Source organism: Micromonospora sp. NPDC003197 (assembly GCF_053590565.1).
In genome coordinates this window covers 35,682-60,643 of sequence record NZ_JBSFTE010000038.1, presented here as the reverse complement: position 1 = coordinate 60,643, position 24,962 = coordinate 35,682, and the positions used below count along the sequence as shown (strand labels likewise).

At 69.6% G+C, this 24,962-nt stretch carries 23 protein-coding genes; 15 read left to right on the top strand and 8 right to left on the bottom strand.

All coding sequences use genetic code 11. The features are described 5' to 3' along the window. Positions 1-39: 39 nt before the first annotated feature. The 4 genes from ACWDV4_RS28805 to ACWDV4_RS28790 all read right to left on the bottom strand — a co-directional run bounded on the left by ACWDV4_RS28805 (position 40) and on the right by ACWDV4_RS28790 (position 4,388). The gene (locus ACWDV4_RS28805; protein ID WP_449985072.1) at positions 40-1,035 is read right to left on the bottom strand and encodes a serine/threonine protein kinase; all 996 of its coding nucleotides are present in this window, start codon (positions 1,033-1,035) and stop codon (positions 40-42) included. After that, entirely contained in the window at positions 1,032-1,784 is a 753-nt protein-coding gene (locus ACWDV4_RS28800; protein ID WP_449985070.1) for an NUDIX hydrolase, read from the bottom strand. The genes ACWDV4_RS28805 and ACWDV4_RS28800 overlap by 4 nt, the downstream gene beginning before the upstream one ends. Positions 1,785-1,911: 127 nt before the next feature. Next, positions 1,912-2,811: a MaoC/PaaZ C-terminal domain-containing protein gene (locus ACWDV4_RS28795; protein ID WP_449985118.1), complete on the bottom strand. Its 900-nt coding sequence runs from the start codon at positions 2,809-2,811 to the stop codon at positions 1,912-1,914. 164 nt (positions 2,812-2,975) lie between these two features. After that, positions 2,976-4,388, bottom strand: a complete 1,413-nt coding sequence (locus ACWDV4_RS28790; RefSeq protein ID WP_449985067.1) for a 3-oxoacyl-ACP reductase — start codon at positions 4,386-4,388, stop codon at positions 2,976-2,978. Between the two features lie 56 nt (positions 4,389-4,444). Between ACWDV4_RS28790 and ACWDV4_RS28785 the strand changes: the two genes are divergently transcribed. The 5 genes from ACWDV4_RS28785 (at position 4,445) to purB (ending at position 10,961) form a co-directional block, all read left to right on the top strand. Then, positions 4,445-5,737, top strand: a complete 1,293-nt coding sequence (locus ACWDV4_RS28785) for an acetyl-CoA C-acetyltransferase (RefSeq protein ID WP_449985064.1) — start codon at positions 4,445-4,447, stop codon at positions 5,735-5,737. An 87-nt stretch (positions 5,738-5,824) separates the two neighbouring features. After that, on the top strand, positions 5,825-6,379 hold the full coding sequence (locus ACWDV4_RS28780; protein WP_449985061.1) for an ArsR/SmtB family transcription factor: 555 nt from the start codon (positions 5,825-5,827) through the stop codon (positions 6,377-6,379). Position 6,380: 1 nt separating this feature from the next. After that, positions 6,381-7,673: an MFS transporter gene (locus tag ACWDV4_RS28775; protein ID WP_449985058.1), complete on the top strand. Its 1,293-nt coding sequence runs from the start codon at positions 6,381-6,383 to the stop codon at positions 7,671-7,673. Between the two features lie 71 nt (positions 7,674-7,744). Then, the gene (locus ACWDV4_RS28770; RefSeq protein ID WP_449985056.1) at positions 7,745-9,463 is read left to right on the top strand and encodes a sugar ABC transporter permease; all 1,719 of its coding nucleotides are present in this window, start codon (positions 7,745-7,747) and stop codon (positions 9,461-9,463) included. 73 nt (positions 9,464-9,536) lie between these two features. Then, positions 9,537-10,961 (top strand): adenylosuccinate lyase, encoded by a 1,425-nt coding sequence (purB, locus tag ACWDV4_RS28765; protein ID WP_449985054.1) that lies wholly within the window; start codon positions 9,537-9,539, stop codon positions 10,959-10,961. Positions 10,962-10,981: 20 nt separating this feature from the next. Here purB and ACWDV4_RS28760 read toward each other — a convergent pair whose 3' ends face one another. Together ACWDV4_RS28760 and ACWDV4_RS28755 are read right to left on the bottom strand one after the other, a co-directional pair. After that, a complete protein-coding gene (locus ACWDV4_RS28760) occupies positions 10,982-11,434 on the bottom strand; it encodes a YbjQ family protein (RefSeq protein ID WP_449985051.1) in 453 nt (150 codons plus the stop codon). Positions 11,435-11,563: 129 nt separating this feature from the next. After that, positions 11,564-12,238 (bottom strand): S1 family peptidase, encoded by a 675-nt coding sequence (locus ACWDV4_RS28755; RefSeq protein ID WP_449985049.1) that lies wholly within the window; start codon positions 12,236-12,238, stop codon positions 11,564-11,566. A 537-nt stretch (positions 12,239-12,775) separates the two neighbouring features. Between ACWDV4_RS28755 and purS the strand changes: the two genes are divergently transcribed. Genes purS through ACWDV4_RS28735 form a run of 4 tightly spaced genes read left to right on the top strand, consistent with a single transcriptional unit; the run spans position 12,776 to position 17,136 of the window. Beyond that, the gene (gene purS / locus ACWDV4_RS28750) at positions 12,776-13,039 is read left to right on the top strand and encodes a phosphoribosylformylglycinamidine synthase subunit PurS (protein WP_449985046.1); all 264 of its coding nucleotides are present in this window, start codon (positions 12,776-12,778) and stop codon (positions 13,037-13,039) included. Continuing rightward, a complete protein-coding gene (purQ, locus tag ACWDV4_RS28745) occupies positions 13,036-13,719 on the top strand; it encodes a phosphoribosylformylglycinamidine synthase subunit PurQ (RefSeq protein WP_449985044.1) in 684 nt (227 codons plus the stop codon). The genes purS and purQ overlap by 4 nt, the downstream gene beginning before the upstream one ends. A gap of 47 nt (positions 13,720-13,766) precedes the next feature. Continuing rightward, the gene (gene purL / locus ACWDV4_RS28740) at positions 13,767-16,358 is read left to right on the top strand and encodes a phosphoribosylformylglycinamidine synthase subunit PurL (protein ID WP_449985115.1); all 2,592 of its coding nucleotides are present in this window, start codon (positions 13,767-13,769) and stop codon (positions 16,356-16,358) included. Positions 16,359-16,362: 4 nt separating this feature from the next. Then, the gene (locus ACWDV4_RS28735; protein WP_449985041.1) at positions 16,363-17,136 is read left to right on the top strand and encodes a 2-phosphosulfolactate phosphatase; all 774 of its coding nucleotides are present in this window, start codon (positions 16,363-16,365) and stop codon (positions 17,134-17,136) included. Between the two features lie 123 nt (positions 17,137-17,259). On the opposite strand, the gene ACWDV4_RS28730 is transcribed toward ACWDV4_RS28735, so the two are convergent. Beyond that, on the bottom strand, positions 17,260-19,038 hold the full coding sequence (locus tag ACWDV4_RS28730) for a carboxypeptidase regulatory-like domain-containing protein (RefSeq protein WP_449985113.1): 1,779 nt from the start codon (positions 19,036-19,038) through the stop codon (positions 17,260-17,262). Positions 19,039-19,114: 76 nt separating this feature from the next. On the opposite strand from ACWDV4_RS28730, the gene ACWDV4_RS28725 reads away from it, so the two are divergent. From ACWDV4_RS28725 to amcA, 6 genes are all read left to right on the top strand, one after another. After that, complete coding sequence (locus ACWDV4_RS28725; protein ID WP_449985120.1) at positions 19,115-19,561, top strand: hypothetical protein; 447 nt, start codon at positions 19,115-19,117, stop codon at positions 19,559-19,561. Next, on the top strand, positions 19,524-19,862 hold the full coding sequence (locus ACWDV4_RS28720) for a sterol carrier family protein (protein WP_449985111.1): 339 nt from the start codon (positions 19,524-19,526) through the stop codon (positions 19,860-19,862). The genes ACWDV4_RS28725 and ACWDV4_RS28720 overlap by 38 nt, the downstream gene beginning before the upstream one ends. Positions 19,863-19,984: 122 nt before the next feature. After that, positions 19,985-21,553, top strand: a complete 1,569-nt coding sequence (purF, locus tag ACWDV4_RS28715) for an amidophosphoribosyltransferase (RefSeq protein ID WP_449985109.1) — start codon at positions 19,985-19,987, stop codon at positions 21,551-21,553. A gap of 140 nt (positions 21,554-21,693) precedes the next feature. Next, on the top strand, positions 21,694-22,863 hold the full coding sequence (gene purM, locus ACWDV4_RS28710) for a phosphoribosylformylglycinamidine cyclo-ligase (RefSeq protein ID WP_449985038.1): 1,170 nt from the start codon (positions 21,694-21,696) through the stop codon (positions 22,861-22,863). Positions 22,864-23,036: 173 nt separating this feature from the next. After that, complete coding sequence (gene amcB / locus ACWDV4_RS28705; RefSeq protein ID WP_449985106.1) at positions 23,037-24,140, top strand: cyclophane-forming radical SAM peptide maturase AmcB; 1,104 nt, start codon at positions 23,037-23,039, stop codon at positions 24,138-24,140. Then, positions 24,109-24,339: a multiple cyclophane-containing RiPP AmcA gene (amcA, locus tag ACWDV4_RS28700; RefSeq protein WP_449985035.1), complete on the top strand. Its 231-nt coding sequence runs from the start codon at positions 24,109-24,111 to the stop codon at positions 24,337-24,339. Before amcB ends, amcA begins: the two co-directional genes overlap by 32 nt. A 218-nt stretch (positions 24,340-24,557) precedes the next feature. On the opposite strand, the gene ACWDV4_RS28695 is transcribed toward amcA, so the two are convergent. Next, a complete protein-coding gene (locus ACWDV4_RS28695; RefSeq protein ID WP_184534769.1) occupies positions 24,558-24,776 on the bottom strand; it encodes a DUF3073 domain-containing protein in 219 nt (72 codons plus the stop codon). Positions 24,777-24,962: the final 186 nt, after the last annotated feature.

Genomic DNA, 24,962 nt, shown 5'->3' with positions numbered 1-24,962 from the left:
GGTGGGAAGTCGAAGTCGAAGTCAGGGGGACAAGCGAAATCAGTGGGACGAGTTGGTGGTCAGGGAGAAGGGACGGAAGACACGCGGCCCGTACAGGCGCTCGAGCACGTCGTCCAGCTCGCCGAGCAGCCGCCAGGCATCGTCGGGGCGGGCGCGCAGCGGCCGTTGGGTGCAGCCGTCGGCGAAGGCCCGCAGCGCCCGCGGTGCGCGGTCGCCCATCAGGTACGTCATGCAGCGCGTCGCCATGGCGATGTCGGTACCCGGGCCCGGCCGGTGTCGCGCTGGCACCTCGGGCGGATACCAGTCGGCGTACGCCGGTACCAGCGCCGGGACGGTGTCGTCGCCGATCACCGAGTAGCACCAGTCGACGAGCACCACACCGTGCTCGGTGGGCTCGATGAGTACGTGGTCGGGCAGCACCGCGCCGTGCACCACGCCCGCCTGGTGGGCCAGGCCGAGCGCGACCAGTAGTCGCCGCCACATCCAGGCCGCGTCCCGGGGGTCGAGCCCGTTCGGGTAGGCCCGGTGGACCTCGGTGAGACTGTGCAGGTGGGGCGCGGTGGCGACCACGTTGATCACGCGTCGGGCGGCGGTCGCCGGGTCCCGGTGCCGGAACGTCTCGACCAGCCGGGGCACGTACGGCAGATAGCGGGGGTCACCCCGCTCGGCGATCGTCCGTAGGGCGGTGGCCTCGCGTTCCATCAGGTCGTTGTTGGCCGGGTCGCGGGGAAGCTTGAGCCAACGGCCCGCCCCGACGTCGTACAGGTCGGCCAGGTCACCGACGTGCGCGACGGCACCGAGGCGGTACGCCCCGACGGTGGTGGTGGTGGCCGCGTGCCGGGCCCGCCAGCGGGTGGTGACCCGGATGAACGCGTCGGTGGCGGCGGCCCGGTCGGCTGCGGCGGCGGTGCCGAGCCGGTCCGGGTGCAGGGCCGCGACCAGTCGGCGGTACTGACGGTCCGGCGCGGTGTCGCCGAAGAGTTCCCCGTCGGTACGGGCCGTCGTGACGTGGCGCAGCGCCTCGACCAGGGTCACCGGATCGTCTCCTCCTGGGCTGGGCGCAGCAGCGCCGGGTGCAGGATCCGGGCGTCGCCGGCCCGGTAGAGCCGGGCGCGCGGACCACCGCGCGCCCCGCCACGTTCGGTGGTCGAGCCGGTGCTCTCCACGAAGCCGGGCACCGAGAGCACCTTGCGGTGGAAGTTGCCGGCGTGCAGTGGGTGTCCCCACACCGTCTCGTAGACGGCCCGTAGCTCACCGATGGTGAACTCCTCGCCGAGGAACCGGGTCGCCAGCGGGGTGTATTCCAGCTTGGACCGGGCCCGGTCCAAGCCGTCGGCGACGACTCGCTCATGGTCGAAGGCGAGTTGCCGGGTGGGCAGGTCGACCACCGGTAGCCAGATCGCGTCGTCGGCATCGGTGTCGGCGGTGGGTTCGGGCAGGTCGGGCGCGAACGCGAGATGGGCGACCGACACCACCCGCATTCGCGGATCGCGCTCGGGTGCGCTGTAACTGGCCAGCTGCTCCAGGTGTACGCGTCGAAGCTGTTCGCCACCGAGCCCGGTCTCCTCGGCCAACTCGCGCCGCGCGCAGGTGGTCAGGTCCTCGTCCGGTCGTACGAAGCCGCCGGGTAGTGCCCAGAAGCCGGCGTACGGCGGCTCCGCGCGGCGGATCAGCAGCAGGTGCAGCACGTCGTCGCGGATGGTCAGGGCGACCACGTCGGCGGTCACCGCGACCGGGGCGAACGCCCGAGGGTCGTACGCGGCGAGGAACTCCTGCTCGTTCACTTGGTTCCTCTCAACATGAGAACTTCTTAATGTGAGAAGAACTTACTTCACGGTGGGGGCACCTGCCAAGTGGTGTTAGGAAGGGGCCCTTCTACAACGGAAAGCGATAAGAAGGGGCCCTTCCTTGCTAACGGATCGAGCCGATCAGGTGGGGCTTGCCGGAGCGCTCGTCGTACAGGGTGAAGTCCCGGGACGGCGTGCTGTGGAAAGCAGCCGTGCTGGGCAAGGCGATCGGGGTCTTGAACGTCACGTCGACCGTGTACGCGTCGGGCAGCCGCCCCTCAAACGCCGCCAGGCAGCGGGCCTTGCTCCACATGCCGTGCGCGATCGGGTGACGGAAGCCGAGCAGTCGCGCCCCCAGCCGGGAGGTGTGGATCGGGTTACGGTCGCCGGACACCCGGGCGTACGTCGTACCGGTGTGTCTCTCGACCGACCAGCGGCCGGTGGCGGCCGGTGGAGCGGACTGCTCGCCCACCTCGGTCCGCGCCCCGTCGGTGGCCCCCTTCTCCCGACTCAGGTACGTCGACACGCTCCGCCAGACCACCACCCCGTCGACCATGGCCGTGGCCAGTACGTCGAACTGCCGGCCCCGGTGATGCGGCCGCAGGTCGGCGGCGCGGACCGACAGGTCGAGAGGTTCGCTGGCGTCGATCGGGCGTTCGACGGTGATCTGGTTGGCCACGTGCACCAGGCCGACCAGCGGGACGGGGAATTCCGGCGTGGCCATCAGGTGCATCGCCAGGGGAAACGCCAACACGTGCGGGTACGTCGCCGGCAGTGCGTCGGTGAGCCGGAACCCGCACACCCGGTCGTACGCGGCCAGCTGCCCGCGATCGACGGTGACGTTCCGGACCAGTAGCCCGGTCATGGGCAACTGGGGCGCGCGGGCCGGCCGCTTGGGCCAGGGGAGCAGCTGACCGGCCGCCCGACGGTAGAGCGGGCCGATCGCCGGCAGCTCGGCCAGCTCGACAGTGGACCGACCGGCGGTGGTCAACGTCTGCGTGGGTGATTCGGTGGCGGCCAGCACCGACGTTGGGGGCTTCGCGCCGGGCAGCACCGCTGTGGGCGGCTCGACCACGGGCAGCCGGAGCGTGGGATCGCTGCTGGGCAACGCCGCCGTGGGCAGGTCGGCGTAGCGGTCGGCGTAGGCGTCGGCGTACGGGTCGGTAGCGGGATTCTCGGGAGTGGACATCATGCCCCCAACAGGCTCTGGCCGCAGACACGGACGATGTTGCCGGTCACCCCGCCCGAGGCCGGTGAGGCGTACCAGGCGACGGTCTCGGCCACGTCGACCGGTCGGCCGCCCTGCGCCATGCTGTTCATCCGTCGCCCGGCCTCGCGAAGCAGGGTAGGCATCCGGGCGGTCATGCTGGTCTCGATGAAGCCAGGGGCAACCGCGTTGATGGTGATGCCGCGCCCAGTGAGTACCGGTGCCATCGACTGCACCAGTCCGATCACCCCGGCCTTCGACGTGGCGTAGTTGGTCTGCCCCCGGTTGCCGGCGATGCCGGCGATGGAGGAGACGCCGACGAGCCGCCCGCCGGTCGTGATCAGGTCACGGGCCAGGAGTACGTCGTTGATCCGCTCCTGGCTGGAGAGGTTGACGTCCAGCACCGAGTCCCAGCGTGCCGCGTCCATCCGACCGATCGTCTTGTCCCGGGTGATTCCGGCGTTGTGCACGACCACGTCGACCCGGCCGTGTCGGGCGGCGAGGTGCTCGGCCAGCCGGGTCGGCGCATCGGCGGCGGTCAGGTCGAGCTGGAGCGCCGTACCCCGGATCTCGTTGGCGACCGTGGCCAGCGCGTCGCCAGCGGCGGGTACGTCCAGCGCCACGACGTGCGCACCGTCGCGGGCCAGCACCTGGGCGATGGCCGCGCCGATCCCCTGGGCCGCCCCGGTGACCAGGGCGACCCGTCCGGCGAGCGGGCGTTCCCAGTCGACCGGCGGTTGCTGGTCGGTGGGCTGCTGAATCCGGATCACCTGTCCGGAGACGTAGGCGGATCGGCCGGAGAGCAGGAAGCGCAGGGTCGATTCGACCGCGCCCTCCGCACCGGGGGCTACGTAGACAAGCTGTGCGGTGGTGCCCCGGCCGAACTCCTTGCCGATGCTGCGGGTCAGGCCCTCCAGGGCGCGTTGTGCCGTGGCCTCCCGAGGAGCGGGGCACAGCTCGGGCGGGGTGCCGAGCACTATTACCCGCCCGGAGGGGAGCAGAGCGCGGGCGTGCGGGTGGAAGAAGTCGTAGAGCGGGCGCAAGCGGGTCGAATCGGTGATTCCGGTAGCGTCGAAGATCAGTGCTGCGTTGTGGGGCGGCTGCCCCATTGACGGATCAGGTACTACCGTGGCCGAATCGGCTGCGACCATTGTTGGGTCGATCTCGGTTTCGACCGTTGTCGGAGTGCGCACCTCGACCCCGGCGGCGGTCAGCAGGGCGGCGACCGGTTCTCGTAGCCGGCCGCCGGGTGCGGCATCGAGCAGGACCGGGCCGGTGACCAGGGGATCGCCGGGCTGGTGTCGGCGAAGCTGGGGCGGATTGGGCAGGCCGAGTCGCTTCACCAGGGCCCTGCCGGGTCCGGAGCGGGCAAAGGTCGCGTACCTGTCGCTCATGGGCGTAGCCTACTCGTGGGTAGGGTATAGGCAACCCGGGTTGGGGAGGGGAAACCGTGGAAACCGTACGTCGTGTCGCGGTCATCGGGGGGAACCGGATCCCATTTGCCCGTTCTGGCGGACCCTACGCCCAGGCCTCCAACCAGGACATGCTCGGCGCGGCGCTGGACGGACTCCTCGCCCGGTTCGGCCTGGCCGGTCAGCGGGTCGGCGAGGTGGTCGCAGGAGCAGTGCTCAAACATGCCCGCGACTTCAACCTGACCCGCGAAGTGGTGCTCGGCTCCCGCCTCGACCCACACACCCCGGCGTACGACATCCAGCAGGCCTGCGGCACCGGACTGGAAGCCGCGATCCTGGTCGCCAACAAGATCGCACTCGGGCAGATCGAGGTTGGCATCGCCGGCGGCGTGGACACCACCTCGGACGCCCCGCTCGCCGTCAACGACGACTTCCGGCGCACCCTGCTCAGCATCAACCACGCCCGTACGCTCGGCGGCCGGCTCCGCGCCGCCACCCGACTACGCCCCACCCAGCCGTTCCGGCCCGAGGCGCCGCGCAACGCCGAACCACGTACCGGACTCTCCATGGGGGAACACGCCGCCATCACCGCGAAGCGGTGGGGGATCAGCCGCGAGGCCCAGGACGAGTTGGCGCTGCGCTCGCACCAGCGACTGGCCAGCGCGTACGAGCGCGGCTTCTTCGACGACCTGATGACGCCGTACCTGGGGCTGACCCGGGACCAGAACCTGCGCCCGGACACCACGATGGACCGACTGGGTGGCCTCAAGCCGGTCTTCGGCACCCGAGGGGCGGACGGCGCACAGGCCACCATGACCGCCGGTAACTCGTCACCGCTGACCGATGGCGCGTCGACCGTGTTGCTCGCCTCCGAGGCCTGGGCAGCCGAACGCCACCTGCCCGTGCTGGCGTACCTGACCTTCTCCGAGGTGGCCGCCGTCGACTACGTACACGGCGAGGAGGGGCTGCTGATGGCCCCGGCGTACGCCGTACCCCGAATGTTGGCCCGGGCCGGGCTGGCGTTGAGCGACTTCGACTACTACGAGATCCACGAGGCGTTCGCCTCGCAGGTGCTGGCCACCCTCGCCGCCTGGGAGTCGGCGGAGTTCTGCGAGACCCGGCTCGGGCTGAATGCCCCGTTGGGGCCGATCGACCGGAGCCGGCTCAACGTCAACGGCTCGTCCCTGGCCGCCGGGCACCCGTTCGCCGCCACCGGTGGGCGGCTGGTCGCCACCCTGGCCAAGCTGCTCGCCGGGCGAGGCTCTGGCCGGGGGCTGATCTCCATCTGCGCCGCCGGTGGCCAGGGCGTGGTGGCGATCCTGGAACGCTGAGGTGTTAGGAAGGGGCCCCTCCTAACGCTTTCGCACCCCCCAACAGTTGTTTGACGGTTGTCGAGTGAGGCGCTTAGACTCCCCAACATGTCTTTGGGAGATGAGGCGGTTGACCGTGATCCCACCGTCGAGTTACGGGCGCTGGCCCACCCCGTACGGCTGCGGATCCTGTCCCTGCTCACCGCGACGGAGCTGACCGCCGCCGAGGTGGCCCGGGAGTTGGATCTCACCCACGCCAACGCCAGCTACCACCTGCGGCACCTGCTCGACGCCGGTGTCATCCAGGTCGCTGGCGAGGAGCGGATCCGGGGCGGGGTCGCGAAACGCTACCGGTACGACGCGACACGCGACTTCGACCGCCGCCAGACGCCACCAGACAGCCCCGAGCCGACCCAGGACCACCGGCTGCTGTACACGGCGCTCGCCACCGAACTACGCCGTCGCAGCGAGCAGGTCCGCCGCTCGTCGGGCAACTTCCTCACCGACGCCGAACTCTGGATCGACCCGGAGACCTGGCAGACGGTACGGGCGCAGATCGCCACCGCCGCCGAGACACTGCATCGGGCGGCTGCACCACCCCGTACTCCGGGAGCCATTCGGGTGAGCGCCACCGTCGCGCTGTTCCAGATGGCGGAGGACTGAGATGGCAGCCGCGAAGACTGAGAGGGCCACCACACCGTCCACCTGGGCTCCGCTACGGCACAGCGCCTTTCGCTACCTGGTGGCCGGTCGGTTCACCACCATGCTCGGTAACTCGGTGGCCCCGATCGCGCTCGCCTTCGCCGTACTCGACCTGACCGGCTCCGTACGCGATCTGGGGCTGGTCGTCGGGGCCCGGTCGCTGACCAATGTGCTCTTCCTCCTCTTCGGCGGAGTGCTGGCCGACCGGTTGCCCCGACAGGTGGTGATGGTGGCTGCCTGCATGCTCGCCGGAGTCACCCAGGCCACGGTCGCGGTGCTGGTGCTGACCGACACCGCGACGATTCCGCTGCTGATCGCGCTCGGCGCGGCCAACGGGGTGGTGACCGCGTTCGCCTTCCCGGCCGCCGCTGCCCTCGTGCCACAGACCGTGCCGGCAGAGTTGTTGCAGTCGGCCAACGCGCTCAACCGGCTCGGCATCAACGCCGCCATGATCGGTGGGGCGTCACTGGGCGGGATCCTGGTCGCCGCCGTCGGACCGGGCTGGGGGCTGGCCGCCGACGCCGCCACCTTCGGACTGGCCGCGCTCGCCTTCGCCCGGGTACGCGTCACCGCTGTCCGCGACCGAATCCAGAAGGACAGCACCTGGACCCAGTTGCGGCAGGGCTGGACCGAGTTCATCTCCCGATCGTGGCTCTGGAGCGTCGTACTCGGCTTCATGCTGATCAACGCGGCGTTGACCAGCGGCGTCAACGTGCTCGGCCCGGCGGTCGCCGACGACACCATCGGGCGGCAGTCCTGGGGGATCGTGCTCGCCGTACAGACCGCCGGGATGGTCGTCGGGGCGTTGGTCGCGTTGCGGATCCGAGTCCGCAGGCTGCTTCTGCTGGGCGTGCTCTGCATGCTGGCCGAGGTGCCGCTGCTGGTCGCCCTCGCCTGGACTCCCCAACTCGTGGTGCTGCTGCTCGCCGGTTTCGTTGCCGGCCTGGCGGTGGAGCAGTTCGGCATCGCCTGGGAGACCTCCATGCAGCGCCATATCCCCGCCGATCGGCTGGCCCGGGTCTACTCGTACGACGCGCTCGGCTCCTTTCTGGCCATCCCGATCGGACAGATCGCGGTCGGACCGTTGGCGTTGGCCATCGGCACCGGGCCGACCCTGCTGGCCGCCGCCGGTCTGGTGGTGCTGGCGGTGCTCGGCATGGTGGCCAGCCCAGGGGTCCGGCGGCTCACGAATCCCCCGACAGTCGAAGCGGTAGGTGCGCCAGTCGATCCGGAGCCCGCCGTAGCGGCGAGGTAGTAGATATCGGATCAGCGCTCCTTCACTTGCGCGCTCTGTGGTGGGGTGGCCGACCCCGTTAACCTCGACGGGTGACCGCCATCCCACCCCCTGCGCCAGGGCCACCGTCCACTCCGGCCACTCCGGCCGTTGTTGCGGCACAGCCGCCGGCCCGCGTCCCGGGTTCGGGCCCGAGCCTCGGCGTACGCATCGGGCTGGGTCTGGCGTTGTTGGTGCCGGCGGTCGTCGCGCTGCTCTGGTCGTACGTGATTCCGAGCATCTCGACGGTGGAGATGAGTTTTCAACGTGCCAGGCCTAATCTGCCGCCAGCGGCCGCCGGCGGGTTGAACTACGACCGGTTGTCCGCGCTCGGGTTCTTCGACTCGATCGGGTTCGCCCTGCTGCTCAGCCTCGTGCCGTTGCTGCTGGCCCTGGTTGCTGCCCCGCTGCTCGCCGTCGTCGCCGACCGGGCCGGTCGGGTTGCCCGCCTGGTGACCCGGGGACTGCTCGCCCTCCCACTGGCCTGCTACGCCCCGACCGCGCTGGCCGTTGCCTGGTGGACGTACCGGGTCGACCTGGACACCTGGATGGAGAACCAGCGCCTCACCAGTGTGGGCGCGGCGGCAGGGATGACGTTTGGGCTGGTCGTCGCAGTCGCGGCCACCCTGTTTCTGAGCGTGGTACGGCGTCGCGCCACCGCTGGCGGACGGATCGGACTGGCGCTGGTCGCGGTCGGCGGCACCCTCGGGCTTGGCGTCGTCGCTACCGGCCTCCAGTCGTTCACCTTGCAGAACACCATCCCGTCGGTTCGGAACGAGGCGGCAACGCCGGTGTTCGTTGCCCTGGTGAACAGCATGCGCCGGTTCGACTTCGGCCTCGGTGCCGCCGCGCTCACCATCCTTCTCGGCATCCTCGCGGTGCTCGGCCTGCTGGCCGTCGGGTTGCTCATCGCCACTCGTACCCGGATCGAGTTCGAGGGGCGGCGGGACCGTACGTCCGAAGGGGCAGCCAAGGTCCCTTCTGCCTCGGCGCCGTCGGTTGTAGCGGGTCGGCAGCAGTCCAACCCGGTCATGATCGTCCTGCTGGTGCTCGGCCTGGTGGGGTTCCTGAGCATCCTCGGTTATGCGTTGTTCCCGTGGCTGCGGTCGTTCTTCGGCCCCAGCACACCGATGTCGGATCAACTGAGCACCGGATCGTTGGTGGTCAACACCTGGATACCGCCGCTGATCTCGGCGGTGGTCGCGGTCGGCATCGCCGTACTCGGCGGATTCGCCATCGGCGGACTGCGTCCGCTGGGTCGGTTCAGCGAACTGCTTCTGCTGCCGTTCGCGCCCTGGTTCTTCGTTGGTACCGGCCCGTTGGCGCTCGCCGGGTTCGAGCGGGCCCGGGAGGCCGACCAGTTCAACACCTTCGTTGGGCTGATCCTGCCGAGTTGGCTGTCGATTCCGGCGCTGGTGGCGTTCACCCTGCTGTTCCGGGGACAGCACGAACGCTGGCGGGCGGGCCAGGGTTTCGCAGCGAGCATGCTGCTGCCGGCGCTGCCGATGCTCGGGTTGGCCGGGCTGCTCACCTGGCTGCTCGGCGCGCAGGACCTGCTGTGGCCGTATCTCGTCACTGCCGGGGAGGTGACGACGGCCCCGCTGGCAACGATCATCGCGATGCGGCAGGGACTGCTGCCGGGCGGAAACATCTCGGAGGTGGTCGGCCTGGTCCTGCCGATTCCGGTGGTGCTGTTGCTACTTGTCGCGTTTGGCGTATTTCAGGTCTGCTACCTGGACCGGCTCGCCATTCGGGCTGGCCGTCGCGAGTAGCCGGCCGACAGCCGGCCGACAGCCGTCGGACCTGGGTCGGGTCACCGGATTCGGGTGGGGAAGAATCCGGGGCGTGACGAGTATCCCGAACGTCCTCGCCAACCGGTACGCCTCGGCCGAGCTGGCCGCCCTCTGGTCGCCGGAGGAGAAGATCCGGATGGAACGGCGGTTGTGGCTGGCTGTACTCCGGGCGCAGCGGGATCTCGGCATCGCGCTGCCCGACGGGGTGGTCGAGGCGTACGAGCGGGTGCTCGACCAGGTCGATTTGGGCTCGATCGCGGCCCGGGAGCGGGTTACCCGGCACGACGTGAAGGCGCGGATCGAGGAGTTCAGCGCGCTGGCCGGGCACGAGCACGTGCACAAGGGCATGACCTCGCGGGATCTCACCGAGAACGTCGAGCAGCTACAGGTGCGCCGGTCGCTGGAGCTGATCCGGGACCGGGTGGTCGCCACCCTGGCCCGGTTGGCCCGGCTGGCGGTGGAGCACTCCGACCTGGTTCTGACCGGGCGGTCGCACAACGTCGCGGCGCAGGCCACCACGCTGGGCAAGCGGTTCGCGTCGGCGGCCGAGGAACTGCTGATCGCGTACGAGCGGCTGACCGACCTGATCGAGCGGTATCCGCTGCGCGGGATCAAGGGGCCGGTCGGCACCGCCGCCGACCAGCTCGACCTCTTCGACGGCGACGCGGAGAAGGTCGCCGAGTTGGAGCGGCGGGTGGCTGCGCATCTCGGCTTCTCCCGGGTGTTGGAGAGCGTCGGCCAGGTCTACCCGCGCTCGATCGACTTTGACGTGGTCTCCGCGCTGGCGCAGACCGCCGCCGCGCCGTCGTCGCTGGCGACCACCATCCGGCTGATGGTCGGCCAGGAGTTGGCCACCGAGGGCTTCAAGCCGGGGCAGGTCGGCTCCAGCGCCATGCCGCACAAGATGAACACCCGGTCCAGCGAGCGGGTCAACGGCTTCGCGGTGATCATCCGGGGTTACCTGTCGATGATCGGCGAACTGGCTGGTGACCAGTGGAACGAGGGGGACGTCTCCTGCTCTGTGGTCCGCCGGGTGGCGCTGCCGGACGCCTTCTTCGCCGCCGACGGGTTGTTCCAGACCTTCCTCACCGTGCTGGACGAGTTCGGCGCGTACCCGGCGGTGATCAACCGCGAGTTGGACCGGTTCCTGCCATTCCTGGCGACCACGAAGATCCTTGTCGCGGCGGTTCGTCGAGGTGTCGGCCGGGAGGTCGCGCACGAGGCGATCAAGGAACACGCGGTCGGCGTGGCACTGGCCATGCGGGAGAAGGGGGCGACCGAGAACGACCTGTTCGACCGGCTCGCCGCCGACGAACGGCTGGGCCTGACCCGCGTCGAGATCGATTCTCTGGTGGCCGATCGGGCCGACTTTGTCGGTGCGGCTCCGGCCCAGGTGCGGGCGGTCGCCGAGCGGGTCGCCAACGTGGTCGCCGCCCATCCGGTGGCTGCGGCCTACCAGCCCGCGCCGATTCTCTGACCGTCGCCTGTCGCCCGTCCTCAGTTGCGGGGGGTCGGGGTGCCGGCAGCGCTGCCCAGGTCGGGAGCGCTGGCCGGTTCGGCGATCGCCCCCAGGCTGGAGCCGCTGGCCGGCTGCGCCGTCTCCGCCGCCACCAGCGGCTGGTCGGGCGCGGGCGTCGCCACCGGGTACGCGATCACGGCGGTGCCGTACGCGCACAGCTCCATCCACATCTCGCCGACCTCGCGGTGGTCGAATCGCATTCCGATCACCGCGTTGGCGCCGAGTCGCCGGGCCTCCTCGCCCAGTTTGGCCACCGAATCGGTACGCCACCGGGTGAGGTTCTCTGGTGCTTTCGGGTCGTACGCACCACCGCGCAGGTTCTTGACGCCCTCGCGGTACGGGTTACGAGTCCGGGCCATCGACGACACCACCTCGCCGAGGATCTGGCGGATCTCGTAACCGGGTAAATGGTCCATCGTCACGACCAGCACGTTTTGATGTTGGCAGAGCCCCGGACCGGCTGAATTGTGAGCGGGCTTCACGTGCCGCGTTCTGCGAAACGACGCGGCGCGGACGGCCCGACCGATCGGGTACGTCCGCGCCGCCGGAACACGAATGGGTTATACGCCGGACACCGAGGTGATCCAGGACCGGTTGTAGGCCACACTGCCGTAGTTCTGGATGCTCTGGCCGTCGGCGGTCGAAGCAACCCCAACCTGGGCACCGTTGTAGAACTGGGGCCCGCCGGAGTCACCCCGCCACGCGTTGCCGTTGATTCGAGTGCTGCGGATGGCCCGACCGCCGTACGCGTCGGTCACGTTGGTGCTCGTCACCTGGACGCTGGCGGTCTTGAGCTGGGACGACGCGGAGCAGCCGCTGTAGCAGGTCATGCCCCAGCCGTAGATCGTGTTGGTGGAGCCGACCGGCGGGTAGCTGCTGGACAGGGTCACGTACGAGGTGCTGACAGCGCTGCTCAGCTGGAGCAGCGCAAGGTCGTAGCGGGAGTACGAGGCGGAGACGGTCCGGGTGACGCCACCGGAGGCCCGGTAGACGCTGCCGACCCGGACCGACATGGTGCCGCTGACACAGTGCCGGGCGGTGAGTACCCACTGGGACGCGATGATCGTGCCGGAGCAGGTGAACGAGCCGTTGCTGAAGACGGCGGCGGCCCAGGGGGCCGACGAGACGGTGCCGCCACCGATGATCGGCTGCGGCGCGGCCGAGGCGACCGAGGGGGCGGCGAGCACCCCGGCGAGGGCGGTGGCGAAGATCGCCGTGGCGAGACGGAGACGCATGCGTGTGGCTCCTTCCGAGGGGGAGGCACCCGGGGTTCCGGGTCGGGGTGAGCCCCCGTAAGCGGCGAGGATTCCGCCGTACGGGTTGATGCCTTGGAACGTTTAGTCGGAGACATCAGCCGTTCCGACGCCACACGCTAGGTTGTTCGGCTGCCATATACAAGAGTCAAATCGAAGTTTGACGATCAGTTGGCAATCTGGTGGGCCCCCGTACCCAGGTGTTTGGGCAGGCCGCCGGCTGTTCTCCTGGTTGGGAGGCGATCGGCGATGCGGGTCGGTACGCGATGTGGCCGCGTTTCCGGCGGTCTCCAGCGCCGGCGGCGATGGACTCCAGCGCCCACAGCGGTGGGCGCCGGTGCGTCTGACGGCATTCGAGGCGATGCGCCCGGATCGATGCGGTACGCGGCTCGAAGCGCCAGCCGCCGGACGCGCCCCAGGCTGACCCGTGCGTCACCTGCTCTACCTGCCAGGTAGGCTGGCTCTTGCTCGCCCCTCGAGGGGCCGGATCCCAACTGCGTACACAGTCAGGAGTGCCCCGTGCCTCGCGTCGTCGTCGACGTCATGCTCAAGCCGGAGATTCTTGATCCCCAGGGCCAGGCTGTCGCAAACGCGCTGCCACGGCTTGGGGTCAGCGACGTGTCCTCCGTGCGTATCGGCCGCCGGGTCGAGATCGAGTTCACCGGTGAGCCGGACCTCGATCGAGCCCGGGAGATCGCCGACAAGCTGCTTGCCAACCCGGTCATCGAAGACTTCACGCTTCGCGTGGTCGAGGCGGACGACACCGAGGGCGCTCGGTCGTGACCGCCCGCATCGGTGTGGTGACCTTCCCCGGTTCGCTCGATGACGGGGATGCCGCCCGGGCGGTACGGATCGCCGGGGCCGAGGCGGTGCGTCTCTGGCACGACGACGCCGACCTGCACGGCGTCGACGCTGTGGTGCTGCCCGGTGGCTTCTCCTACGGCGACTACCTGCGCTGCGGAGCGATCGCCCGGTTCGCCCCGGTGATGGGGACGATCGTGACCGCGGCCCAGGGTGGGCTGCCGGTACTCGGCATCTGCAACGGCTTCCAGATCCTGTGCGAGTCGCACCTGCTGCCCGGTGCGCTGACCCGCAACGAGCACCTGCACTTCCGCAACCGCGACCAGTTGCTGCGCATCGAGTCGGCGGGCACGGCCTGGACCAACGCCTACCAGGCGGGCCAGGAAGTGCTCATTCCGGTCAAGAACGGCGAGGGCCGGTACGTCGCCGACCAGCGCACCCTGGACGAGCTGGAGGCGACCGGCCGGGTGGTGGCCCGCTACGTGGGCGGTAACCCGAACGGCTCGCAGCGCGACATCGCGGCGATCACCAACGAGGCTGGCAACGTGGTCGGCATCATGCCGCACCCTGAGCACGCCGTGGAGGCGCTGACCGGCCCCTCACTCGACGGCCTCGGCTTCTTCACCTCGATCCTCAAGCACTTGGCGGGGGCGCCGGCATGACCACTCAGTCCGACATCGGAGCGAACGAGGAGGGGGCGGCGGTGGCCATGCCAGCCGACGGAGTCGCTCCCGCGCCGCGGCACCCGGTCCCGGGCAACGAGCCGGCTCCGACCGATCCGCCACTGGCCGCCGCGCTGTCTGATGCCATCGCCGACGACCTGGCCGACGGTCCCGACACCGTCGGGCGCGCGGTCGCCAGCCCGGACGAGTTGCAGCCCTATCCGGAGCTGGGGCTCCGCGACGACGAGTACGACCGGATCCGGCAGATCCTCGGCCGTCGACCCACCCAGTCCGAGCTGGCCATGTACTCGATCATGTGGAGCGAGCACTGCTCGTACAAGTCGAGCAAGGTCCACCTGCGCCAGTTCGGTGAGAAGGCGCCGCCCAGCGAGCGGCTCCTCGCCGGCATCGGGGAAAACGCGGGCGTCGTCCAGATCTCCGACGAGCTGGCCGTGACCTTCAAGGTCGAGTCGCACAACCACCCGAGCTTCGTCGAGCCGTACCAGGGTGCGGCGACCGGTGTCGGCGGCATCGTCCGGGACATCCTGGCCATGGGTGCCCGCCCGGTCGCGGTGATGGACCCGCTGCGCTTCGGCGCGGCCGACCACCCCGACACCGCCCGGGTGCTGCCCGGCGTGGTCGCCGGGGTCGGCGGCTACGGCAACTGCCTGGGCCTGCCCAATATCGGCGGTGAGGTCGTCTTCGACCCCTGCTACCAGGGAAACCCGCTGGTCAACGCGCTCTGCCTCGGAGTGCTGCCGGTCGACCGGCTACAGAACAAGGCCGCTGCCGGCCCCGGCAACGTCGTCGTGCTGATGGGCGCGAAGACCGGCCGGGACGGCATCGGGGGCGTCTCCGTGCTGGCCAGCGCCACCTTCGAGGAGGCCAGCGAGCAGCGCCGCCCGTCGGTGCAGGTCGGTGACCCGTTCACCGAGAAGCTGCTGATCGAGGCCTGCCTGGAGCTCTACGACGCCCAGCTCGTCGTCGGCATCCAGGACCTCGGCGGTGCCGGGCTGACCTGCGCGCTGACCGAGACCGCTGCCGCTGCCGGCACCGGAATGCGGGTCTGGCTGGAGCGGGTGCCGCTGCGCGAGCCGTCGATGGAGCCGCACGAGATCCTGGCGAGTGAGTCGCAGGAGCGGATGCTGCTCGTCGTCGCGCCGGAGAAGCTCGAAGCCGTACTCAAGACCGCCGAGAAGTGGGGCGTTCTGGCCACCGCCATCGGTGAGGTCACCCCGGCCCAGGCCGACGGCGAGCCCGGTCGGCTGCTGGTCACCTGGCGGGACCAGGTCGTGGTCGACGTGCCGCCGGGCTCCCTGGTGGACGACGGACCGGTCTACGCCCGACCGATGCGCGAACCGGCGGACCTGATCCTGCTCCAGGCGGACCGGGCCGAGACGCTGCCCCGACCGGCCACCCCGGAGGCGCTGCGCGACACCGTGTTGCACATGATCGCCTCGCCGAACCTGTGCGACAAGTCCTGGGTGACCGAGCAGTACGACCGCTACGTGCTCGGCAACACGGTGCTCGCCCAGCCGGAAGACGCGGGCGTGATCCGCATCGACGAGGAGAGCGGCCTCGGTGTGGCGCTCTCCGTCGATGGCAATGGTCGCTACGCCCGGCTCGACCCGTACAACGGGGCGAAGCTGGCGCTGGCCGAGTCGTACCGCAACGTCGCGGTCAGCGGTGCGCAGCCGATCGCCGTCACCAACTGCCTCAACTTCGGCTCGCCCGAAGACCCGGGCGTCATGTGGCAGTTCGCCGAGGCGGTACGCGGCCTCGCCGATGGTTGCGCGGAACTGGGTATCCCGGTCACCGGGGGCAACGTCAGCTTCTACAACCAGACCGGTGCGGCGGCGATCCACCCGACGCCGGTCGTCGGGGTACTCGGTGTGCTGGACGACGTCGCCCAGCGGGTACCGATGGGCTTCGCTCGGTCGGCGAGCACCGACCGGGATCTGATCTTCCTGCTCGGTGAGACCCGCGTGGAGCTGTCCGGCTCCGAGTGGGCCTGGGTGACGCATGGCCACCTCGGCGGCGTTCCGCCCCGGGTGGACCTGGCCCGGGAGCGGGTACTGGCCGAGGCGATCGCCGAGGCGGCCCGGGTGGGTCACCTCCGGTCCGCGCACGACCTCTCCGACGGTGGTCTCGCCCAGGCGCTGGTCGAGTCGACCCTGCGGTACGGCGTCGGCGCGCAGATCGCGCTGCCGGAGGAGTTCGCGGGCGGCTCGATGCCATTCGTCTACCTCTTCAGCGAGACGACCGGGCGGGCCCTGGTGACCGTGCCGCACGGCCAGGAGAAGGCGTTCACCGCACTCTGCGAGGAGCGCGGACTGCCCTGGACCCTGATCGGGGTCACCGACCCGAGCAGCGGTGCACTGGAGGTCCGCGACCAGTTCCGGCTGCCGCTGGACGAGCTGCGGAACGCCTTCACCTCGACCATGCCGCGCCTTTTCGGCGGTACGGTGTCCGGCACCAAGGAGTCCGCCTCGGCGATCGTGGGCTCCGAGCAGGACGCCCCGGCCGACCAGGCTGAGTCAGGCGATCAGACTGCGGCATCCAGCCCGGTCGACCAGGTTGAGTCGGCGGACGGCCCGACGGACCCGGCGGGCGGTGTGCCGACCTCCGCCGACCACTGAGGCCTTGGCCAGGGCATCCACCCGGGCCGAGGCCGCCCACACCCAGCCGGGTACGGGCGCTCGCTTCGACTGGGGCCTCACCGGGGCTGCCGAGTTGGGGCGGGTCTGTGCCGCGCTGGTGGTCGTCGACGTGCTCTCCTTCACCACCTCGGTGCAGGTGGCGGTAGCCCGGGGGATGCGGGTACACCCCTTCCCCTGGGGTGCCCAGGCAACCGACTACGCGATGCGGGTGGGCGGAGTGGCAGCGGTCGCCAGGTCGGCGGCCACTCCGGACCACCCGTGGTCCCTGTCCCCAGCGGCGTTGACTACTGCCCCGGTCGTGACGGACCTGGTGCTGCCCTCCCCGAATGGCTCGGCGATCTGTGCGGCAGCCGCCGCGACCGGTCGGCTGGTGCTCGCCGGCTCCGTCCGTAACGCAACCGCCGTCGGACGCTGGCTGCGCAGCCGGGGGTACGGCACGACGGACGCCCCGATCGGGGTGATCGCCGCTGGGGAGCGCTGGCCGGATGGCACGCTGCGGCCCTGCGTGGAGGATCAGCTCGGGGCGGCGGCGATCCTTGACGTGCTCGCCACCGTACCGGCTGGACTGTCGGTGGAAGCAGCGATGGCGCTGGCGACGCTGGCCAGCATCACCGATGTGCCAGCCGCCATCCGAGGCTGTGTCTCCGGTCGGACACTGGCCGAACGGGGCTTCGCGAAGGACGTGGAGATCGCGGTCCAGGCGGATGTCTCCCGGGTGGTGCCGGTATTGCACCAGGGTGTGTTCGTCGCCGGCTGACAACGCTGACCTGGAATTCTCGGAAAGCACTGTGGCGGACCGATGCCCTCGCGAAGAGGGCTCGATCCGCCACCTGCGTACGTTCACCGGCTGGCGAGTCCTGGTCGGACCGACGGAGAACGGTCAGTCGTCCAACCAGTCCAATGAGCGTCGGTTGGACCGGTTCTGCTGTGGAGGGCCATCCACCCGGGTACGGTCCTCCGGCGCTGTGCCACCGTAACCGCCCTGATCGTAACCACGGGTGGTGTCGTATCCGTCCCCGCGCTGATCTGGGACCTGGCCGTAGCCGCCGCCCCGATCCTCGTAACCGCCCTGGTTGCCGTAGCCGCCGCGATCGGGGTAACCCGCCCGATCGTCGTAGCCGCGACCGGTGGTGGGCTGGTCATCGTAACCGGCTGCCCCGGACCCGTAGCCACGCTGATCGTGACCACTGGATCCGTAGCTGTCGCGCTGGCCGTAGTCACCGCCGGCACTCGGCGCGTCATAGCCGCCGGACTGGCCGTACTGGCCGTAGCCCCCGGTCGGCTCGGCTCCGCCGCCACTATCCCGGCCGTACTGGTCCTGACCGTAGCCTCGGCCGCCAGAAGCGCCGGACTGGCCTTGGCCATAGGAGCCGGTGGTGTAGGGATCGGATGCGGGGCCGTAGTCGTCCTTGCCGGGCTCGTAGCGTCCGGTTGGCTCGTCGTAGCGCTGACCGTAGCCGCCAGCCTGCCCGTAGCCGCTGGACGAACCGTAGTCGCGGTCACGGTTGTCGTAACCACTGCCGCTGTCGTAGCCGCTGCCCGAGGACGGGGTGCTGCCGTACCCACTACCGGACGCGGGAGCGTTGCCGTAGCCGCTGCCCGAGGACGGTGCGTTGCTGCCGTAGCCGCTGCCGGAGGATGGGGCGTTGCCGTAGCCGCTGCCGGACGAGGGGGCGTTGCTGCCGTAGGCACCGCCCGCCGCTCCGGCGCCATAGCTGACCTGAGTCGGGGCGCTGCTGCCGTAATCGTCGCCCGCCCAGCCCTGCTGACCGCCGCCGTAGCTCGGCGACTGTGGGTTCTGGCTGGGCAGCGGTGCGCCGTACGGGTCGGGGAACTCGTCGTCGACCAGGGGCCGGTTGTGCATCATGGTTGGCGCGTCCGCAAGTGACGCTCCGGCGACCATGGTCGGATCGGCCCCGGGCCGAGTGGTGATCCGGGTTTCGTCGAGATCGTTCCGGTAGGCGGCACCCCGTCGTCCGGACGGCGAATCGGACGGGCCGCCGTCGTCCTCGTCGTCCTCGGAGTTGTTCTCCTTGCGACGCATCATCAGCAGGACGATGGCTCCTACGCCGAGCGCGACGAGGAGACCGCCGAGGATGATCAGCACCCACGACATCCCGCTCCCGCCGGACTCGTCGCTGGCGGGGTCCTGGGCGGCAGCGGGCGGGGTTTCGGTCGCGTCGGCCGTCTCTTCCGGGGGGGTCTCGTCAGGGTCCACGGTAGGCGGAGCGCTGACGGTGGCGGTCGGTGTCGGACCGGCGATCTCCAACCGGAGCGACTGGCCGGTGAGCCGTTGCCCGGCCCCACCGGAGAGGTGCTTCGTGGTGGTGATGCCTTCCTTGGCGGCACCGAGGCTGAGCGCACCGGGAGCGATTGGCCGCTGCTTGCTGCCGGTGAACGAGAACCGGCCGCTGCTACTCGAAGTGGCCGAGAACCGACCGCCCTTCGAGTCGGTGAGTACGACATCCGCACCCGATATCGCGTTGCCGCTGGTACCGCTTACCCGCCCGGAGACCTCCGCGACCGTCTCCACCTCCGGCTCGGCGGCGGTGACGGTGAGCGAGAAGTTCGCGGTGCCCGGCTCGGATTCCGATTCTGCGCGGACCGTGACCGAGACGCCGTTGGCTGCCGGGGCATTACTGGCGGCCTTGATCGTCAAAAGTTGTCGTTTGCCTAGGGGGCCGGCCGAGATCTGACCGCAGCCGCTACTACAGCTCACTCCCTGCGGGAGGCCGGTGAGGCTGATCGTCACGCTCTCGTTTGGCACGTTGGAGCGGACGTTCACCGTTACGGTGGCATCGCCTCCGGCGCGCATCGTGACCGAACCGGGGGACACGCTGATCTCCGCAGCCGATGCGGGTGTGGCGGGAAGAGCTAGTAGGGCGCTCGCCGCCAGCGCCAAGACCACACCGGCCCGCTTCGTCCAGGCTCTTCGGTGTGTTGTCACGTCCACCGCCTTCCGGGCTGGCCTTCCGGCTACGCTGTGCGGCCGGCAGGCGTCACCGTACGAATACACCGTCGGCAACTATGCCTTGTCCGACCGGATCGGCGCGACCCAGGGGCAGCGTGGAATACCCCACCTGTCAGTTGTAACGTCCCGTTGTGTCCTTTCCGCACAAAAACTTCTCGCCGGTACCACTGGCGATGGCGGACCTAGACGCTGGTCGTACGCCGGAACGTGAGGTCCTGCGTGCTGCCGTCCGGGAGTTGCTTGCGGACCTGGCTCGACATGCACCAGGCCGTTCGGTGGAGGTGCGGGTCCCACCTTACGGTGCAGTTCAGTGCATTACTGGTCCGCGACACACGCGAGGGACGCCGTCGAACGTCGTCGAACTGGATCCGATCACCTGGATCATGCTCGCGACCGGCCGAATGGAGTGGTCGGCGGCGGTGGAGGACGGCCGGATCCGGGTCAGTGGAACGCGAGCGGACCTCTCCGCGTACCTGCCGATTCGGACGGTAACCGAGGAATCATCGACTTAACGCTATGTAGTCATCGAGTGGCGCTCGGTGTGGCGAGTGGGCTCGCGTACACTGTTGAAGCGATGGCGACCCCCGATACGGTGCGGATTGCAGTCCAAATGACCAGCATGAGGGAGCGGCAGGTGCCCCGAGGCGACGGCCGGTTGAGTCACGAACTAGACCCCCAACGGCCCGGCCCGCAAGACGCGTGCGGTGTGTTCGGAGTCTGGGCGCCCGGCGAAGAAGTGGCGAATCTCACCTATTTCGGTCTCTACGCTCTGCAACATCGGGGGCAGGAGGCCGCGGGTATCGCGGTGAGTGACGGCTCCAGCGTGGTCGTTTACAAGGATCTCGGTCTCGTCGCCCAGGTCTTCGATGAGCCCACCCTGGCGAGCCTGCGTGGCCACCTGGCCATCGGGCACACCCGCTACTCCACCACCGGCGGCTCTACCTGGGAGAACGCGCAGCCGACGATCCGGGCCACGACGACCGGTACGACGATCGCCCTCGCCCACAACGGCAACCTCGTCAACAGCGCCGACCTCGCCAGTGAGATTGGCGAGCGCGGGCTGAAGGCAGACGTCTCCACCTCCGACACCTCGCTGGTGACCACGCTGCTGGCCAGCCGGCCGGACCTCTCCGTGGAGGCCGCCGCGCTGGAGCTGTTGCCGACCCTGCGCGGTGCCTTCAGCTTCGTCTTCATGGACGAGACGACCCTCTACGCCGCCCGGGACCCGTACGGGGTACGCCCGCTGGTGCTGGGCCGGCTGGAACGGGGCTGGGTGGTGGCGAGTGAGACCGCCGCCCTCGACATCGTCGGCGCCAGCGTGGTCCGCGAGGTGGAGCCCGGTGAGCTGCTTGCGATCGATGAGGACGGCTTGCGCTCGGCCCGGTTCGCCGCGCCGGAGCCCAAGGGTTGCCTCTTCGAATACGTGTACGTCGCCCGTCCCGACGCGACCATCGCCGGCCGCAACGTGTACGCGGCCCGGGTGCAGATCGGGCGGCAGCTCGCCAAGGAGCACCCGGTCGAGGCGGACCTGGTGATCCCGGTGCCCGAGTCCGGCACTCCCGCCGCGATCGGCTACGCCGAGGAGTCCGGTATCCCCTACGGCGCCGGCCTGATGAAGAACCCCTACGTCGGGCGTACCTTCATCCAGCCGTCGCAGACCCTGCGTCAGCTCGGCATCCGCCTGAAGCTCAACCCGTTGCGGCAGAACGTCCGCGGTAAGCGGATCGTCGTGGTCGACGACTCGATCGTGCGCGGCAACACCCAGCGGGCGATCGTCCGGATGCTCCGCGAAGCCGGCGCACTGGAAGTGCACGTACGTATCTCCTCACCGCCGGTCAGCTGGCCGTGCTTCTACGGCATCGACTTCGCCACTCGGGCGGAGCTGCTGGCCAGCGGGTTGGACAATGACGGCATCCGCCGGTCGATCGGGGCCGACACATTGGGATACGTCTCCCTGACGGGTCTGGTCGGGGCGACCGAGCAGCCGAAGACGCGGCTGTGCCGGGCGTGTTTCGACGGGGAGTATCCGATCGAGCTGCCGACGGGGAACCTGATCGGCAAGCACGTACTCGAAGGGGTCGGCCGTCGGGTCCAGGGATCCTCGGCCGCCGACGAGCACGCTCAGCAGACCGGGGTCGAGGTACCCGAGGCCCAGTCCCTCGTCGCCACCACCGGCGGCCTCGATGCCACACACCGCCCATAACGCCCATTTGGTGCAGTCCGGCCTCGTGGGCCACGAGCCGCGCCCCCGCCCGTCGGTTGGTCGGGGATCGCAACAAACCGTTGAGCGACTTTCGATCGCCACCCCACGCGGCAACCGCGTGAGACACAAAGGGGAGAACCGTGACGCACGTGACTGAGCGAAGTGGCGCAGGAAGCGGGCCTGTCGGTGGCTCCAGCTCCGCCGAGGGAGCCGGCCACCAGCCTTGGACGGCCGGAGCCGGCCGGTCCGGCCGGAAGCGCAGCGTGTCGTACGCGGACGCCGGCGTCTCGATCCACGCCGGGGACCGGGCGGTCGAACTGCTCAAGTCGAAGGTGCGGCAGACGCGCCGCCCCGAGGTGCTGGGTGACCTGGGGGGCTTCGCCGGTTTGTTCCGGTTGGACACCAAGAAGTACCGCAACCCGGTCCTGGCCTCGTCCACCGATGGTGTGGGCACCAAACTGGTGATCGCCCAGCAGCTCGACATTCACGACACGGTCGGCATCGACCTGGTGGCGATGGTCGTCGACGACCTGGTCGCCTGCGGCGCGGAGCCGCTGTTCCTGCTCGACTACATCGCCACCGGTGAGGTCGTACCGGAGAAGGTCGCCGAGATCGGTGCGGGCATCGCCGACGGCTGCCGGTACGCCGGCTGCGCGCTGCTCGGCGGCGAGACCGCCGAGCACCCGGGTGTGCTGCGCCCCGACGAGTACGACATCTCCGCCACTGGTGTCGGCGTGGTGGAGGAGGAGGACATCCTCACCCCGGAGCGGGTGGAGGTCGGTGACGTGGTCATCGCGATGCGTTCCTCCGGTCTGCACTCCAACGGCTACTCGCTGGTCCGGCACGTGCTGCTCGGGGCCGGCCGGATGCGGTTGGAGACCGTCGTCGAGGAGTTCGGCCGGCAGCGCACCCTCGGTGAGGAGCTGTTGACGCCGACCAGGATCTACGCCCAGGACTGCCTGAAGCTGATCGCCGAGACCGAGACGCGGGCGCTGTCCCACATCACCGGCGGAGGCATCCCCGGCAACCTGGTCCGGGTGCTGCCCGAGAACGTCGACGCGATAGTGGATCGGGCCAGCTGGAAGCCGCAGCCGATCTTCGACCTGATCCAGGCCAAGGGCCGGATCGAGGATTCGGAGATGGAGTCGACCTTCAACATGGGGGTGGGCATGTTCGCGATCGTCTCCGCCGAGGACGCTGACCGGGCGCTGGCGACCCTTACCGGCCGTGGTGTCGACGCGTGGCAGGCTGGCGAGATCATCGAAGGCACCGGTCAGGTCCAGATGATCGGCCAGCACACCCGGGGCTGAACGGCCCAGGGTGATCGTCGGCTTACTTGATCAGGTCTTCACCCGAGTGGCTGTCGCGGCCTAGCCTGAGGACGATTACCTGCACCGGCGGCACGATGCGGTCGCCGGTGCAGGTAGCACCCTCAGGTACGGGGAGGAGGCCGATGGCTGTCCCACGGCAAGGGTTCTCCGGGATGCGGGGCATCGCCACGATGCCCAGTTACGTCGTGATGCAGCCGACGACCTTGTGCAACCTCGACTGCGCGTACTGCTATCTGCCCTTTCGGGCCCGGGATCGGCGGATGCCGGTTTCCGTCGCCACGGCGGTGGCCGGTCAGGTCGACGGCTGGGCCCGGGCGGGCCGGTTCTCGGTGGTGTGGCATGGCGGCGAACCGCTCGCCGCCGGTCGTGACCACCTGGCCGCGCTGTTGGCCCCCTTCGACCCGAGCGTCGAGCACCATGTGCAGACCAACGCCACGCTGATCGACGACGCCTGGTGCGAGTTCTTTGCCACCCACCGGGTGCGAGTGAGCGTCAGCGTGGATGGGCCCCAGGAACGCAACGCCGATCGGGTTACCCGGGGCGGGCGGCCAGCCTACGAGCGGATCATGGCCGGGGTCGAGGCACTACGCCGCAACGGGATCGGGTTCTCCGCCCTGTGCGTGGTCGCCCGGCCCGAGCCCGGACTGGCGACGGAGCTCTACGACTACTTTCTCGACCTGGGCTGTGACGTACTCGGTATCAACATCGAGGAGCTGGAGGGGGTCAACACCCGGGACAACGGCCATCCGGCCCGCGCGGTGACCTCGTTCTGGGCGGAGCTGGTCGCCGCCTGGCGTCGGACACCGCGCATCCACCTTCGAGAGATCGAGTGGTCGTTGCGGTACGCCGCAGCAGTGCTGGACGACACCGCGGACGGGGTCCTGCCCCGCCAACTCGACCCCATCCCGACGATCGGTCACGACGGCTCCGTGGTGCTGCTCTCTCCCGAGCTGGCCGGTTTCTCCGATCCGAGGTACGGGGACTTCACCAGTGGGAACGTGCTGGAGACCCCACTGGGGGAGATCCTCGCCAAGGCCACCACCACATCCTGGGTGGCGGAGTTCCTCACCGGGATCGAGGCGTGCCGGGCGCGGTGCCCGTACTTCGGGTTCTGCGGGGGTGGGCACGCCGCCAATCGCTACTTCGAACACGGGAGCTTCGGCGGTACGGAGACCAACCACTGCCGTAACAGCAAGATCCGCCTATTGGAGGGAGTGCTGGAACATGCCCGAGACCAGGAAGCAGCAACGGCCTGACCAGGTCGAGGAGTACCCAGACACGATCGCCGAGCGGTTGCGGGGTGCCCGCCTGGGCCTGACCTCGTTGCTGGGCGAGGCCGAAGAGGCGCGTCGTCAGCGGGCAGAGGCGATGGCGGCTGGCGACGGCGCAGTGTGCGCCTGGAACCACTTCGAGAACATCCCGACGTTCTACAACTGGAACAACCGCCCACGCTGATCCGGCGAGGTGTCACTCGTGCCCGTTTCGGCGGTTTCCCGAGAGCAGGGGACGCCAAGACACAGAGTTGTCGATGCCCGTAGTTTCGATCAAAGACCTGTCGCAGGACGGATCAGACGATCCACTGCGACAGGTCTTTGAACGACGGTGTCACATCGACATGCCGCCCGCACAGTTCTGCGCACGCGGAAGCTCCGCGTGCGCAATTACGAGCGGTGTCAGCGGGTTGGCGGCGCCCAGTTTCCCGGGCGGTCGTCCGCGTCGTGGTCCTCGTCATCGTCGTCGACATACTCTTTGTAGTCGTCGTCGAAGTCGCGGTCCGACTTGCCGCTGCCGCCGAGTTCTCGCTGCAAGGCGGCGAGGTCGGTGTTCGGGGAGTGGTATTTCAACTCCCGGGCCACCTTTGTCTGCTTGGCCTTAGCACGGCCGCGCCCCATGGCTCGACCCCCTCGCACAGAATTCGGGGCAGCCCGAAGGCGGGCCCCGATGACGTCAGGCATCTCTCGTGGCTCTTACGGTACATGGGAGGACCCTGGTTCGGCACCTCGGGTTACCGCCGGCCGTGCCAGCGCGTCGCGCGCGGCCCGACCACGCCAAATTCTACCCGGTAAGGACCACGCGCC